The sequence below is a fragment of the Armatimonadota bacterium genome (genome assembly GCA_018268395.1).
Taxonomy (GTDB): domain Bacteria; phylum Armatimonadota; class Fimbriimonadia; order Fimbriimonadales; family Fimbriimonadaceae; genus JAEURO01.
The window spans coordinates 94072-108190 of sequence record JAFDWQ010000006.1 but is presented as its reverse complement, the minus strand read 5'-3'; the positions used below and the strand labels follow the sequence as shown (position 1 = coordinate 108190).

Below are 14119 nucleotides of genomic sequence, written 5' to 3'. Positions count from 1 at the left end.
ATCATCGCTAAGGTCTCTGAACGCGACCTGAACAGACCATTAAGGAACACTAATGAACTGTGGCGCGCCGAACCGACGTAGGCAGGGCGGCACCGGCAGAACCGCCCGAGGCGGTCCGCTCTAAGGGCGCGCCGGTACACTCGCGCCATGATGTTCCGGACTTGGGCTTTTGCCGTGGCCATGCTCGTGACCCTCGTGGGTTGCTCTTCCAAACCGGAGCCGGGCGTCAAGATCGAAGATCCGACGAAGCGATCGGACCAGTCCGAGGTCAAGTCTTCGACGGGTCCTGGCGAAACCTCCGAACCTCAAGCGAAAGGGTTGGTCCGAGACTCCGTCCCGCGCGACCCTTCGAAGTCGCCTGCCAGCCAAGCCAAGCTCGAGGCCGAAGAAAGCCCCAAGGTCCGTGAAGCCGCAAAGGACCTCGAGGACATGGGTTATTACGCGTATCCGGCCGCGGACGTCAAAGAGGGCGCGTACCGGACAGATTCGTCAGCCGGCGCGACCGTCGGATCCACATGGACGACGCCCGACGAGATCGAGATCGTGACGAAGCACCTTTCGGCCGGGCTGAACCTCACGGCGAAGTCGGGCGTCAAGAGGCCGGAGTCCGAGACCCGACTCTTGTCGGGTACCACGAAGTCAGGCAACAAGGTCACGCTTTCCATCATAAGGGAAAAGGACGCCAAGGTGACGCAAATCCAGGTCACCGTCACCGGTCGACCTAAGGGCTGAACCTCAGGATTCGGACAAAAGTCCGTTCAAGTCCAAGGGCAACGTCACCATTTCGATCCCACCGTCGGCGTTCCGGGGCCACTGGCTTTCGGGGCGGTCCCAATAAAGCTCGATCCCGTTGCCGTCGGGATCCCGCAGATAGACGGCTTCGCTGACGCCATGGTCCGCTGCACCGTCGAACACGACCCCTTGCTCGAGCAGACGCCGGACGGCGACAGCCAAAGCCTTGCGGCTTGGATACAAGACGGCGACATGGAACAGGCCGGTCGTCCCGTCCGCGGGCCGGGGTCCACCGAGGCTCGTCCATGTGTTCAGACCGATGTGATGGTGATAGCCCCCGGCGGACACGAAGGCGGCCTGGCGCCCGAGCCGTTGGGTCAACGTGAAGCCCAGCACACCGCAGTAGAACGCGAGAGACCGCTCTAAGTCCGAGACTTTCAGATGGACGTGCCCGATGCGGGCGTGCGGGTCGATCGGTTCCAGGTCCACGCTTCAGTCTGGACCATCGGACGCCAGACTGGGGGATACTGCGGACATGAAGATCGGAGTCCAGCTCTACACCGTTCGGGATCAGATGAACGCGGATCCCGCGGGCACCCTGAAGGCGATCGGAAAGATGGGTTACCGGTACGTCGAAGCGGCAGGGACGGCAGGTAAGTCGACCAAAGAGTTCGCAACGATGGCCCGGGACGCCGGACTGAAGTTCTGCGGCATGCACGTCGGATATGACCAGTGCGAGAAACAGCTGGACCAAGTCCTTGCTGACGCGGAGGTCATGGACTGTCCGTACATCGTCGTGCCCGGTCTTCCGGAGCGGGCTTATGCCGACGGATGGGACAGGTGCGGCATCCGCTTGCAGAAATTCGGCGAGAAAGTGGCCAAAGCCAAGCGCAAGTTCGGTTTCCACAACCATAGCGGGGAATTCGTCAAGGTCGGAGACCGGACCGCTTATGAGATCATGACGGAGTCGTCCTGCCCGGACCATATGCTGCTCGAAGTCGACCTTTGGTGGGCGCATTGTGGCGGTCAGGACGTTCCCGGGCTTCTCAAGGCTCACGGAGAGCGCGTCCATCTGGTCCATCTCAAAGACGGAACGTCTTGCCGGGCCGAGACCCACGTGCCTGCCGGCCAGGGAGAAATGGACTGGCCGCCTGTCTTGAAGCAGCTCGACGCCTGCAAGACCGCGTTCGGCATCGTCGAATTCGACTCCGCTGCTGGCGATCCGTTGGCGGCGATCAAAGCCAGTCTTCTGTATTTCCGGACCGCTGGATACAAAGGTTGAGCCTACGACAGGAACAGTAAGTTCGGACTGTAACCATCGGGCCGGCTGAAAGCTCTACAAGAGGGGAACAAACCATGAAAACCAATGTCGTTGCGGCGATGGCCGTCTTGCTGTGCCTGAACGTCGGCGCTGTCCGGGCTCAAGGCGGCGGAATGGCGGGTGGAGGCTTCGGTGGTTCGCAGGTCGGAGGGGGCCGCGGCGGTCAGGGCCATCTCGCGGACGTTCTCGCGAACACCGACGCCACTGTCGCCAGATACCTGGACGGCGAAGAAACCAAGAGCATCCTGACTCCGGGCGAGTTCACGGAGTGGAACTTGGACTTGAAAGCCGGAGACGTCGTCATCGTGGAAGCGCGCAGCGACTTCTTCGACCCGGCCATCGAGATCGTCGATGATAAGGACAAGGTCTTGGCGTTCAACGACGACCGGTATCCAGGCGACCAACGGCCCCTTTTGCTGTGGCAGTGCGAAAAGGACGGCGCCTATCGGATTCACGGTAGGTGCTTCCGCGACAAAGCGGGCGGTCAGATGTTCCTGCGTTATAGGACGTACAAGTCCGTCGACGTGGCCTTAGGCGGCACGTCCCAATACGATCTTGCCGGTAACGATCGGTTCTTGACGCGCGTTTCGCTCAAGGCTGGACAAATCATCCAGATCGACGACGTCGGGGGTGGGCGCGAAGGCCATACCGCTTTCTCCCCTGACATCGTGATCGCACCAACGGGCGTTCCCAATCCGGTGTTCCTTGAAGACTTCCAGTCCGTGATGCGACAGGCGGTCTTTGCACCGTTGGACGGCGCGTACTATCTGTTCTGCTCGACCCATGGCCAAACTCAGGGCAAAGTCCGGGTCGGCGCGACCGAGATCGTTCCGAAAGACTTAGAACGGACGGGCACGGCCGGAAAGTCGGGCGCGGAAACGGGAAAGCGAGGGCTCTGGAAGCTGTCTCTGAAGGCCGGCGAGTTCCTCAGGTTCGAGACCCCCGAACTGAGACCTGAAACGACGATCGTCGTCGCTCCCGCACCGAAGATCGCGGCGTTCGATCCGAAGAAGCCGGAAACGAGCCCGTTCAACCCGAAGCCGTCGGACCCGGCCGCCCCCCAGTCCCTTCTCGAAATGGAGGGCCGTTATCAGGACGGCCGCATCTCTGTCGTCCGCGTGCTTCAAAACAGCGACGTCTGGGTCGCCGTCGATCCGGCGAAGAAAGACCGCGATCAGTACACTCTGACGGTCGATCGGGCCGCCTCGGACTTCGTCGCCGGCCCGTCGCACGGAGCCCCGCTCAAGATCGGCGGCAACGGCTACTGGGAGTTCGACGGTTCTGTCGGCGAGGTCGTGACGGTCAAGACCGAGGCGGTTTCGTTCGCTCAAGAAGTCGTCCTATACGGCCCGGACGGCCAACCTGTCTGGACACGCTCGGTAGGGGTCGACGAGCAACGGATCGAACAGACCGTCGTCGTGACGCGGCCCGGCCGTTACGTCCTTGCGGTCTCTGCTCAAGGCGACGGCGGTAGCGGCGAGTACCGGCTGGAACGGTCGGTTGCCGCCGTGAAACCGTTCTCCAAATCTGCGGCCGCGAAAGGCGACACGGGCAAGGGGATCCAAGTCTGGAAGTTCACCCTGAAACCGAACGATCCCGCCCTCCTGCATTGGACGACTTCGAACTGGGAATACGAGATCCTCGTGTGCGACGCGGCCGGTAACAAGATCGGCCTACCGTTGACGTCGGTCGATGCGACGAACGCTTATTCGCTCCTCTCGACCGACAAGCCGCGGGAGTATGTCATCGTCCTTGTACCTCGAGGCACGAAGGGCTCGACCTACTCGATCTCGTTAGAAAACCTTCCCGGACTTAAGGGGGGCGGTTAGCCCCGCTTCACCTTTTTGACGGTCTGGTAGACGTACGCCAAGACTTCGGCGACCGGCGCGAACAGGTCGCGAGGGACATAATCGCCTGCCTCGCACTGCTTGTAAAGGGCGCGGGCCAGCGGCTTGTTCTCCACGATCGGGACGTCCAGGTCGGTCGCCATTTGTCGGATGCGCAGGGCCAGGTAGTCCGCACCCTTCGCGACCACCATCGGTGCGAACATGGTGCTCCGTTCGTAGCGGATCGCTATGGCGAAGTGGGTGGGGTTCGTGATCACGGCGTCGGCTGTTTTCAACTTCGAGGCAAGCCCACCCTTGGCCAATTGCCGCCGCCGCCGCATCTGCGCCCCTTTAACCTCCGGTGACCCTTCCTGCTCCTTCATTTCGCGGCGGAGTTCGTCGCGGGTCATCATGAGCTGCTTGTCCACTTGCTTCCGCTGGAAGATGTAGTCGATGACGGCCACGGCCAACCACGCCAGCCCGACCCGGACCAAGACCGACTGCATCGTTTCGGCGACGATCGCCGTCGAGCGCGCCGGTGTCAACCAGGCAAGTCCCAAGAGCTTGTCCCAGTGCTCGCGGACCGCGCCGTAGGCGATCATCCCGAAGAGGCCCATCTTGCCCATCGCCTTCAGACCCTCGAAGGTGGATCGCGCCGAGAACATCCTTTGGAAGCCCGGAAGCGGGTTGAGGCGCTCCAGTTTGGGCGACAGCGCTTCGCCGCTAAGGACGAAGCCGACCTGTGCGAAATTGCTGACGAGCCCGACCACCATGACCGCCGCGAGGAGCGGCAGGACCCCGGCCGCAGCGGGCGCCAACAGTGTGGCCGAGTACCGTCCCACTTCCACGGGCGAAACCGTCGACGGAACCCGTGCGATCGACGTATTGACGCCCCTCAGGAACGCCGTCGAGAGGCTCGTGAAGACGGAAGGAGCCATCAAGGCGATCGTCAAAAGCCCAAGGGCTCCCGTGATGTCGTTCGATTTCGCGACGGTTCCTTTCTTGCGCGCCTCAAGCTTTCGGCGAGGCGTCGCCTGTTCCGTCCGTTCGCCCGCAGGTTGTTCAGGCACCTATCCGCCTCCTAACGCTCGACCCAAATGGGTGAACGCGGAGTCGAGGCCGCTCTGAACGGCCGCGACGAGGGCGGGTAGCCCGAGTGAGACGACGACGATGCCGGCGGCGAGCTTGGCGGGCAGCGACAAGAGGAACGGCTGCGTCTGAGGGACGGCTTTGTTGACGATGCCCGCAGCGAAGTCGATGATCAACGTCACGGCCGCGACGGGTGCCGCGATCTGCAGGCTGACGAGGCTCGTCGTCGTCATGAACCCCAACAGGTTGTCCTGGACGGAGTGAAGGGTCGGACCGGACATGTCGTAGCTCTTCGCAAAGGCGGCGATCATCGTCCGATGGCCGTTCAAAAGGAACACGAGCACGGTCGTCAAGACCGCCTTGAACTGACTGAGCGGGGTCGCCGTGACTCCAAGGAACGGGTTGAAGACTTGGGCCGAGCCGGTGCCGATCTGGACGTCCAGGAACGCTCCGGCGGCTTGTGCACCAGACACGAGAAGCTGGAGGAAACCGCCGATCAGGACGCCGATCATCGCTTCGTGCGCGACCGCCATCCCGAGCCCGAGAAACGTCCCAGGCATCTCGCCGATCAGAGGTTGAAGGGTCGGTACAAGACAGAAAGTCAGAAGCGCTCCGAATAGCGTCCGGACGACGACGGGCACGACGGTTCCCAAACCCGGCGCGGACAAGAGCATCGCCGTGCAACGCACGAAGATGCACAGGCAGGCGAACAGAAAGTGGGCGTCGAGCTTCACTGGGTGATCTGGGCCGCGTGCGTAAAGCACAGGTGGGTGAACTTGACCAGGGTCGTGAGCATCCAACTCCCCATCGTCAGCAGGACGATGGCCGCCCCGATCAGCTTCGGGACGAACGTCAGCGTCATTTCCTGGACCTGCGTGACGGCCTGAAAGACGCTGACGGCAAGACCGGTGAACAAGGCGACGGCGAGCACGGGAAGCGTCACCATCAGGGCGACGGTCATACCCTGGCGGGCCAAGTCGAGGACGACGGCGTGGTTCACGAATACCCCGAGAGGATGGCGTGGGCCAACACGCTCCAACCGTCGGCAAGGACGAACACGAGGAGTTTGGCCGGCAGGGAGACGACGACAGGCGGCATCATCATCATGCCCATGCCCATCATCACGCTCGCGACGATCAAGTCGATGATCACGAACGGGACAAAAATGTAGAAGCCGATGATAAAGGCCGTTTTCAGTTCGCTGATCACGAACGCCGGGATCAGCGAGAAGATGTCGAGTTCTTCCCGGTTCTTCGGGGTCTGCTTCCGCATCTCGAGGAACATCTTGAGGTCGCCCTCATAGGTGTTCTTCAGCATGAACTCCTTCACGGGCTTTTCGGCCCTCTTCACGGCTTCGTCGAAGGTGATGGGGTTCTGCTTGGCCGTGTACGGGACGATGGCTTCCTTGTTGATGCGCTCGTACGTCGGCCCCATGACGAAAAAGGTTAAAAACAGACTGAGCCCGACGATGACCTGGTTCGGTGGGATCGACTGCGTTCCGAGGGCTGTCCGGACGAAGCTTAGGATGATGACGATGCGTGTGAACGCGGTCGACAAGATCAGGATGGCCGGAGCGATGCTAAGGACGGTCAAGAGCGCCAACAGTTGCAGGCTCGTGCTCAGTTGGTCTTGGCCCTTCGCGGGGCCCACGCCGAGTTGGATGCTCGGGACTAGGACGGACTGGGGCGTCGCCATGACCGCGAACGCGATCAGAAGGAGGACAAGCGCCGACCGGAGGAACACGGTGGCCTTCGGGTTCATCGTCCTCCCGTCAGGCGGTTGAGCCTATCGAGCGCACCGGTGCCCGTCGCTTCCGGAGTGTCGAGCCGCTTGCGGGCGGCCGAAATCAAAGCGATCGCATCGTCCATCGACATGCTGCCGGGATCGTCGCTCGGGGTCGTCGCGTTCAGTGCCGTCGGCTCGGACGTGCCATCGGCGGCGTCGAGCATTTCGAAGAACGCGGGCGTCTCTTCGGGCGCGGCGGTCGTTCCGGGGGCCGTGGCGGGCGTCAGGTCGGTCAGGAACGTGGTCCCGGTCGCGGAAACGGCGAGCAGCAAGGCCCGTCCGCGGACCGTCACGACTTGGAGGTGCCCGTTACCGAGGGACAAGGTCTCGTCGACCGAGATCGTCGAGCCTGGGCTCGTTTTGGGTTTGGACGCAAGCCTGCCCGCGACCTTGGGGAGCGCCCACTTCAACAACCATCCGACGACGGCCAAGGCCACCACTATTTGGAGGAGGTCCATCGGCCGGACGATCGGCCCGGAGGCCGTCTTGGCGACGACGTCCGCCTTCGTGCCTAAGCTCTGGGCGGAAACGGCGACGCCGGTAGCGACGACCGTGACGGCGGAGATGACCGCGCGCATTACGCCGCCTCGTTCAGCTTCATGAGCCGCTCGTGCACGCTCAAGATCTCGGTGATACGGACGCCGAAATTGTCGTCGATCACGACGACTTCGCCCCGTGCGACGAGCCGGCCGTTGACCAGGACGTCGACCGGTTCCCCCGCCGCCTTATCGATCTCCACGATCGATCCGGCTCCGAGTTCCAAGACCTCCCGGACTTGAAGCTTGACACGCCCCAATTCGACGCTGACGTCGAGCGGGATGTCCATGATGATCTCAAGGCCGCTCTCGTCGAACATCGGCGCGTCCGCGCCGTTCGCCGATCCCGAGCCCGAGACCGACGCGAAGGGGCTGCGTTCGTCACCGGGTTCGACTCCGGCCACGTGGTAGCCGACTTCCGAATCGAGGAGCCACACCACGGTGCCCGAGAACTCCTCGTAACTGACCGGAACGTTACAGCGGACGAGCTCCTCTGACTTTTGCATCGATGTCGTCAACGTCGGGATTTGGTAGCGCACCGTCAGACCGCTCGCGACCATCGGCTCGTTGCGTGCGCTTCCGACGCCAAGACAGATTCCTTGTACGATCGCTTCGAGGACGGGCCGAACGTCGGCCACGAGACCTTCGTCCACCGTCTGCGGCATTTCGCCCTTCAACGAGGCGTAGAGATCGGCGACCGTGTCCGGCGACAGGAACACCATCATGCCGTTTTCCGGCTGACTGGCGAACGAAAACGTGATCACGAAGCGGGGTGAATTGACTTCCGCTTGGATGTCGGCCCCCGTCGTCGCAAGGACGAGCGGGTTGCTGAAGTTGACCGCGAACCCGGCAGCTTCGCTGACGGTCGTAGACACGGTCTGCCACACCTGGCCGACAACGGTGCTGAGCTTGTTGAGTACGTCTTGGGCGATTCTGGGCATGTTAGATCTCGATATAAGGTCCGGTGACGTTGAACACGAGCTTCCGCCCGTGAAGGGCCGGCCGGCCCTCGAATTTGGGTGTCCTGCTGACGAGCATCAGAATGTCGCGCTCCGAGCGCTGGTCCAGCCGGACGACGTCTCCGCTCTTCAAGTGCAGGAAGTCACGGACGTTCAATTTGCAGTTGCCGAGCTTGACCGTGCACTCGACGGGCGCAGCGTTGATGTGATGGACAAGGGCGCGCCGATACTCGGGTTTTTGCTTCCTGTTCCCGCTCGCGAACCACTTCTGGGCGCTGAGCTTGGTCGTCACAGGTTTCAAGACCATGTAGGGGATGCAAAGGCTCATGGCACCGCGCGCGTCGCCGATCCGGATTTCGAAGAGGATGCTGATGACGATGTCCGTCGGCGGTGCGATCTGGACGAACTGGGCACTGGTCTCGATCGACTCGATCCCGGGGTTCACGATGACGACACCTTCCCATGCCGACTTCAGCGCGTGGAACATGCGCTCGACCATCTGCTTGACCAGCGGTTGCTCGATATCGGTCAAGACCGAGCGCTCCATCGGTCGGCCGGGTCCGCCCAAGAGCTTGTCGATCATGATCAGGACGGTCGCGAACTCCATCTCCAGTACGGCTTGACCGTTCAGGGGCGGGATCGTCATGACCGTGAACACACTGCTCTGGATGCTGCGAAGGTACTCCTCGAACGGGACCTGTTCGAGCGAAATGAGATCGATGTTGACCGGGCTACGAAGAAAGGCCGACAGGCTGCTGCCGCTGATGCGCGCGAACGTTTCGTGCAACATCTGCAGCGTACGGAGTTGGTCTTTGCTGAATTTGTCGGGTCGACGGAAGTCGTAGACTTCATAGGCCGTCGAGACCTGGCGCGGGCGAGCCTGACCCGGCGTCGCGGGCGCGAACTCTGGAGCGCTCGCTTCAGCGACCGGACCCGCTTCAGGGTTCAGTGAGCTGAGCAAGGCTTCGATTTCGGCTTGGGAGAGGATTTCTGACAAGCGCTGCGCTCCGAACAGCGCTCCTAAGGGCGGCTGTCAGTATTGATGTTCGGCGCGCGCCCGGTATTCCTCAGGGGGCGGGGTTCAAGATCCGGACTTTTCCTTTTACGGCGACAAGGCACCAGGCGCCCTTTCGCGCCCTGACCGTTCCTCCGGCGACCTGGCCCGCGGCCCCGACAGGGATCCAAAGCGCTTTCGATCCTCGGTCCGAAACGGACACGTCCCGCTTCTCGGTGACGGCTTCGACGAGGGCCTTGGCATAGCCCGACGCGGTCTGGTCCGGGTTCAGGACAAGCGAGCGGCGGAACACGTCGAGCGGCAGGTGACGGAACGCGTAGGCCGCGAGACCAAGGTACGCGTCGAACCCCGGACGCCCCCCTTTGGCAAGAGCGGCCGCGTCGGGTCCACGAAGAACGACGGGGGAGACCAACTTGTCCACCTTGCCGGAGACATAGGCTCGCACGGACCGGAAATCGGCACCGAACGTGACCGCCGAATCGATTCGCCCTGACTTGAGGGCGTCGGCGAGCCACGAGAGATAGATCCGTTCGCCGAGGTCGCCGTTGACCCACTCTTCCGGCGCGTTGGGAATCCGGACGGGTGGAAGGGTTGCATGGCCGTACTCGTGGGCAAGCTCGCGGCACGCTTCGAGGGGGTCCGTCAGACTCCCGACGTCGTAGATGTACACCGTGTTCACCCGAGAACTGCCGACATACGGCCTCAACGGCTGAGGGTCTTCCGAGAACAGTTGCTGTCCGCCCGGATCACCACCGGTCGCCAGGTAGACGTCGATGCACCCGTCACCGAACTGCGGCGAATGGTCCAAGCGGAACGCCGAGTAGTTCAGGTCGAACAGGACTTCGAAGAACGCAGCCGCTCGCCCGGTCGTGACAAGGCGGTCCGGCCCGGACGAACCGAACACACGGATACGGTCCGATTCGGAATCTTTGTCCTTGAGCGCGACGACGGAAAGACGGTCGAAAGACCAGTCGCCTAGTGGCGAACGCTTCTGGGGCGACAAGGGATCCGAGAACGTCTTCACGATCCGGACCGCTCCGTTCGGAAACCTGCTCGGCACCTCGGTCCGGTGCCAGTCCAAACCCGTCGATAGGCAGAACAGCAGGAGGGCCGGCAACGTCACTCTCCTTCGGATTCGAGGAACCGCTCGGCGTCGATCGCGGCCATGCACCCGGTTCCGGCCGCCGTCACCGCTTGGCGGTATGTCCGGTCGGTGACGTCACCACAGGCGAACACGCCCGGCAGCTTCGTCCGTGTCGAGTACGGTTCGACCTTGATGTATCCCAGTTCGTCCGTTTCGAGCCATTTGGCGAAGACGTCCGAATTCGGCTTATGACCGATCGCGACGAACACGCCGTCGATCGATCGTTCCCACTCCTTCCCGTCGACCGTGCTGGCGAGCTTTACGCCCGTGACCTTCCGGTGCGGCTCCGTCACGCCCAAGACCTCTTGGACCGCGGCGTTCCAGACGAACTCGATCTTCGGGTTGTCCAACGCGCGCTGTTGCATGATCTTACTGGCCCGCAAGGTGTCGCGCCGATGGACGACGACGACTTTCGACGCGTGACGGGTCAGGTAGTTCGCCTCCTCCATGGCCGTGTCCCCTCCCCCGACGACGATGACCTCCTTCCCCCGGAAGAAGAAACCGTCACAGGTCGCACAGGCGCTGACCCCGAAGCCGCCGAACGTCTTTTCGCTTTCGATACCGATCCACTTGGCCGAGGCTCCGGTGGACACGATCAAGGACTTGGTCTCGAACTCTTCGTCGCCGACAAAGACCTTGTACGGCCGGCGCGAGAGGTCGACCCGGTTGACGGTCTGGGAGCGGATGTCGGTTCCGAACCGGGCCGCTTGGTCGCGGAAGAGGTCCATCATGTCCGGCCCCATGACCCCTTCCGGAAAGCCGGGGTAGTTCTCGACGTCGGTCGTGATCATCAATTGGCCGCCGGGCTCCGGGCCGGTGAACAGGAGGGGCTTCAAGTCGGCGCGTGCGGCATACAGGGCGGCCGTGTACCCGGCTGGGCCCGATCCGACGATGATCACGTTGTGCGGCATGGAACCCCCTGAGGATACCGGCCGGACCCTGGCGGCGACGAAGTCGTCCCGCTCCCATCGGTTTGGCGGATGGATACCACCGATTGCAGTCCCTGACAAGCAAGTGGGCCTGAGCAAACGATTATCGATTGCCGAAGAATCAGAGTATGGAGTCCAGACTCCAGGGTAAGCGAATAACCCTAGGAGGCTTTGGAGACGGCAAGAAGTACCAGGGGTGGCTCCTGCATTGCAGCGGGCTCAACTGGGTCGTGTCGATGACGGAGGACATCCCTCCGATCGGTTCGAAGCTGACGGTCACCGTCCATGGCGACCGGGAAGAACACGTCGCCCACGCTACGGTCGCCTTGGTGCAAGAGCAAAACCTCGTCCTGACGCTGGCCCAGGCCGCGACGTGCCGTCCAGCCGACTGTGACGGCCGGACTTTGGTCCAAAAGCTCCCTGCCGTATGGCAGGCGCCAGACGGCCCGGTCAACGTCAAGATCACCGACATCTCGCGGAGCGGGTTCGGATTCGAGTGCGACCGAGAGCTTCCCCAAGGCAAAAGCTTGGACTTCAACGTCGCCGTCAAGGGCCAGTTCCAAGACCTGAAAGGCGAAGTCGTCCATCAAAGGATGTCCGGCGGGATCTACAAAGGTGGCGTCAAGCTTGTCTATTCGACCCGGCTGATGCAAAGCATGTGGGCCCAAGCCCAGTAGGGAGCGTAGCGTCGCTGCCGAAGGGTAAAAATCCTTCGAATGAACGTTGAACTTTTGAAGGAGCTGACCGAAGCCCACGGCTGTCCGGGCCAAGAAGACGCCGTGCGCGAGATCGTCAAGAGGGAACTGGGCTCCTTCTGCGAACTGACGACGGACTTTTTGGGCAACTTGACGGCCTTTAAGCCGGCCAATTCGCCTCGCGGGACGGGCCGCAAGCTGATGTTGGCCGCCCACATGGACGAAATCGGTTTCCGGGTGAAGCACGTCAGCGACAAGGGGTTCCTTCGCATCGCCCCCGTCGGAGGCTGGGACCCGCGCCAGATGGCGAGCCAGCGCGTCCTCGTCCACACGTCGGGCGGGCCGCTGAAGGGCGTCTTGATGCAGAGCACCAAACCCAAGCACCTCCTGACGGCCGGAGAGCAGAACAAGGAGATGACGATCGACGATTACTTCATCGACATCGGCCACTCCGGCGAAGGTGCAAAGTCTAAGGTCCAGATCGGTGACGGTGTGACGATGGACCGGACGTTCCAGCAGATGGGCGACCTGTTCACTTGCAAGGCGATGGACGACCGCGTCGCCGTCTTCGTCATGATCGAGGCCCTCAAAGCCGCCAAAGACCATGCCGTCGACATCTATGCCGTCGCTACGGTCCAAGAAGAGATCGGACTCCGGGGCGCGACGGCGTCGGGATCTGCGATCAAGCCGGACGTGTGCGTCGCCATCGACATCACCTTGTCGAACGACTTTCCAGGCATTCCGGACGAACTCAGTGTGACCAAACTCGGTGAGGGAACGGCGATCAAGATCCTGGACAGTTCGCTCATTTGTCATCCCAAAGTCGTGAACCACTTCAGGGACTTGGCCTCGAAGAACGGGATCAAGTACCAGTTGGAACTGCTTCCGATGGGAGGCACCGACGCTGGCGGCGTGCAACGCCTGAACGGAGGGATCCCCGCGTTCACCCTGTCCGTGCCGTGCCGCTACGTCCACACTGTGAACGAGACGGTCCACAAGTCCGACGTCCAGGCTTCGATCGATCTCCTCGCGAGGTACATCGAGGACTGCCACAGCGGCGATTACAGCTACGAGTGAGCCGGCCGTTTGGACTTCGGTAGCCCGGCGACGACGAGCCTGTACGAATCGGCGATCAAGCCCTCGGCCAGGTCCGTCGTGCCGGCGCCGACGTCCACGGTCACCCATCCGAACCGTCCGACGTAGGCTGCGACGTTGACCGCCGGATCTTGGGTCAGCCCCTCCTGGTCCTCTGGCCTGGCCTTCACCGTGACGCCGGTCCCGCTCTCGCCCGAGATGCAGAACACCTTGCCGCCGACCTTCCACGCGTAGTCGCCCCAAGGATGGTCTTCGACGGCACCCGGCATCGAAAGGCAGACGGCGCGGATCCTCTCCAGGCTCATGCGCCCATTATGCGGCACGGGCGCAAGGTATATTGACCCTCCCCGGCGCCGTACCCAAGTGGTTAAGGGAAGGGTCTGCAAAACCCTCATCCAGCAGTTCGAATCTGCTCGGCGCCTCCACTTTGCCCCCACCCGCCTGCAGAGGACCGGCAACCGATCTCAGGGCGGACCGTAGACATAATCATCGTGATGCAACGGGTCACCTACACGCCTGCCGAAGTGCTGCATTGGTTCGGCGTCGGCGCGCGACAGGCCCGGGCCAGCGCTAAGAAGAAAGGCCAGTCGGTCCTTCAGGACGGCGATTTGGCCAAGGGGCTCCGGAGCGTCGCCGGCGCTGCGGCAGACCTAGGCAAACTGGCCCTGACCGACTTGGTCCAGCGTCAGGCCGAGGTCACGTCCGTCGAATTCTTCGACGATGCCTTCGAGGTCGTCGGGTTTACGAACCGCAAACGGATCGCCTACACAGAAGTCCAACAGATCCGGGCGATGGGCCAGGACCGGTTCGAAGTCGTCTACCGCTCGGGAAGCGTCGTCCTCAAGCCCGTCGCGCACCTGGTCGCAGGCCGTCTCAAGGTTCCGGTAGGATGGGTCCGGAACGGTATGGAAGTCCCTTACTCCACTCTCTTGGACGAGCTCACGGGCCGGTGCGGGGTCGAGGTCTCCCAGGAATGACGGGCTGGAAGCACCC

Annotated in this window: 17 protein-coding genes and 1 tRNA gene; 7 read left to right on the top strand and 11 right to left on the bottom strand. The window is 62.5% G+C overall.

The features are described 5' to 3' along the window. The first annotated feature begins 147 nt into the window (after window positions 1-147). Complete coding sequence (locus JST30_12110; protein ID MBS1715068.1) at window positions 148-732, top strand: hypothetical protein; 585 nt, start codon at window positions 148-150, stop codon at window positions 730-732. Window positions 733-735: 3 nt separating this feature from the next. Here the strand turns inward: JST30_12110 and JST30_12105 are convergent, their stop codons facing one another. After that, window positions 736-1206 (bottom strand): VOC family protein, encoded by a 471-nt coding sequence (locus tag JST30_12105; GenBank protein MBS1715067.1) that lies wholly within the window; start codon window positions 1204-1206, stop codon window positions 736-738. A gap of 61 nt (window positions 1207-1267) precedes the next feature. Here JST30_12105 and JST30_12100 point away from each other — a divergent pair, with 61 nt between their 5' ends. Together JST30_12100 and JST30_12095 are read left to right on the top strand one after the other, a co-directional pair. Then, complete coding sequence (locus tag JST30_12100) at window positions 1268-2014, top strand: sugar phosphate isomerase/epimerase (protein ID MBS1715066.1); 747 nt, start codon at window positions 1268-1270, stop codon at window positions 2012-2014. 74 nt (window positions 2015-2088) lie between these two features. Further along, window positions 2089-3882 carry a hypothetical protein gene (locus tag JST30_12095; protein MBS1715065.1) on the top strand — a complete coding sequence of 598 codons (1794 nt, stop codon included), beginning with the start codon at window positions 2089-2091 and terminating at the stop codon, window positions 3880-3882. On the opposite strand, the gene JST30_12090 is transcribed toward JST30_12095, so the two are convergent. The 9 genes from JST30_12090 to trxB all read right to left on the bottom strand — a co-directional run bounded on the left by JST30_12090 (window position 3879) and on the right by trxB (window position 11318). After that, window positions 3879-4949, bottom strand: a complete 1071-nt coding sequence (locus JST30_12090; GenBank protein ID MBS1715064.1) for an EscU/YscU/HrcU family type III secretion system export apparatus switch protein — start codon at window positions 4947-4949, stop codon at window positions 3879-3881. The genes JST30_12095 and JST30_12090 overlap by 4 nt on opposite strands. Beyond that, entirely contained in the window at window positions 4950-5702 is a 753-nt protein-coding gene (locus tag JST30_12085; protein ID MBS1715063.1) for a flagellar biosynthetic protein FliR, read from the bottom strand. It abuts the gene before it with no gap. After that, on the bottom strand, window positions 5699-5968 hold the full coding sequence (fliQ, locus tag JST30_12080) for a flagellar biosynthesis protein FliQ (GenBank protein MBS1715062.1): 270 nt from the start codon (window positions 5966-5968) through the stop codon (window positions 5699-5701). Before fliQ ends, JST30_12085 begins: the two co-directional genes overlap by 4 nt. Next, entirely contained in the window at window positions 5965-6729 is a 765-nt protein-coding gene (fliP, locus tag JST30_12075; protein MBS1715061.1) for a flagellar type III secretion system pore protein FliP, read from the bottom strand. The genes fliQ and fliP overlap by 4 nt, the downstream gene beginning before the upstream one ends. Further along, window positions 6726-7331 carry a flagellar biosynthetic protein FliO gene (locus tag JST30_12070; protein ID MBS1715060.1) on the bottom strand — a complete coding sequence of 202 codons (606 nt, stop codon included), beginning with the start codon at window positions 7329-7331 and terminating at the stop codon, window positions 6726-6728. Before JST30_12070 ends, fliP begins: the two co-directional genes overlap by 4 nt. Then, window positions 7331-8230 carry a flagellar motor switch protein FliN gene (fliN, locus tag JST30_12065; protein MBS1715059.1) on the bottom strand — a complete coding sequence of 300 codons (900 nt, stop codon included), beginning with the start codon at window positions 8228-8230 and terminating at the stop codon, window positions 7331-7333. The genes JST30_12070 and fliN overlap by 1 nt, the downstream gene beginning before the upstream one ends. 1 nt (window position 8231) lies before the next feature. Next, window positions 8232-9245, bottom strand: a complete 1014-nt coding sequence (gene fliM / locus JST30_12060) for a flagellar motor switch protein FliM (protein MBS1715058.1) — start codon at window positions 9243-9245, stop codon at window positions 8232-8234. A 70-nt stretch (window positions 9246-9315) separates the two neighbouring features. Next, on the bottom strand, window positions 9316-10380 hold the full coding sequence (locus JST30_12055) for a hypothetical protein (GenBank protein ID MBS1715057.1): 1065 nt from the start codon (window positions 10378-10380) through the stop codon (window positions 9316-9318). A gap of 2 nt (window positions 10381-10382) precedes the next feature. After that, window positions 10383-11318 (bottom strand): thioredoxin-disulfide reductase, encoded by a 936-nt coding sequence (gene trxB, locus JST30_12050; protein ID MBS1715056.1) that lies wholly within the window; start codon window positions 11316-11318, stop codon window positions 10383-10385. A 146-nt stretch (window positions 11319-11464) separates the two neighbouring features. On the opposite strand from trxB, the gene JST30_12045 reads away from it, so the two are divergent. Beyond that, window positions 11465-12013: a PilZ domain-containing protein gene (locus JST30_12045; GenBank protein ID MBS1715055.1), complete on the top strand. Its 549-nt coding sequence runs from the start codon at window positions 11465-11467 to the stop codon at window positions 12011-12013. A 39-nt stretch (window positions 12014-12052) separates the two neighbouring features. Further along, entirely contained in the window at window positions 12053-13108 is a 1056-nt protein-coding gene (locus JST30_12040) for a M42 family metallopeptidase (GenBank protein ID MBS1715054.1), read from the top strand. On the opposite strand, the gene JST30_12035 is transcribed toward JST30_12040, so the two are convergent. Further along, window positions 13099-13431, bottom strand: a complete 333-nt coding sequence (locus tag JST30_12035; protein MBS1715053.1) for an MmcQ/YjbR family DNA-binding protein — start codon at window positions 13429-13431, stop codon at window positions 13099-13101. The genes JST30_12040 and JST30_12035 overlap by 10 nt on opposite strands. Before the next feature lie 44 nt (window positions 13432-13475). Between JST30_12035 and JST30_12030 the strand changes: the two genes are divergently transcribed. Next, window positions 13476-13551 (top strand) — tRNA-Cys (locus tag JST30_12030). 69 nt (window positions 13552-13620) lie between these two features. After that, a complete protein-coding gene (locus JST30_12025) occupies window positions 13621-14103 on the top strand; it encodes a hypothetical protein (protein MBS1715052.1) in 483 nt (160 codons plus the stop codon). Window positions 14104-14119: the final 16 nt, after the last annotated feature.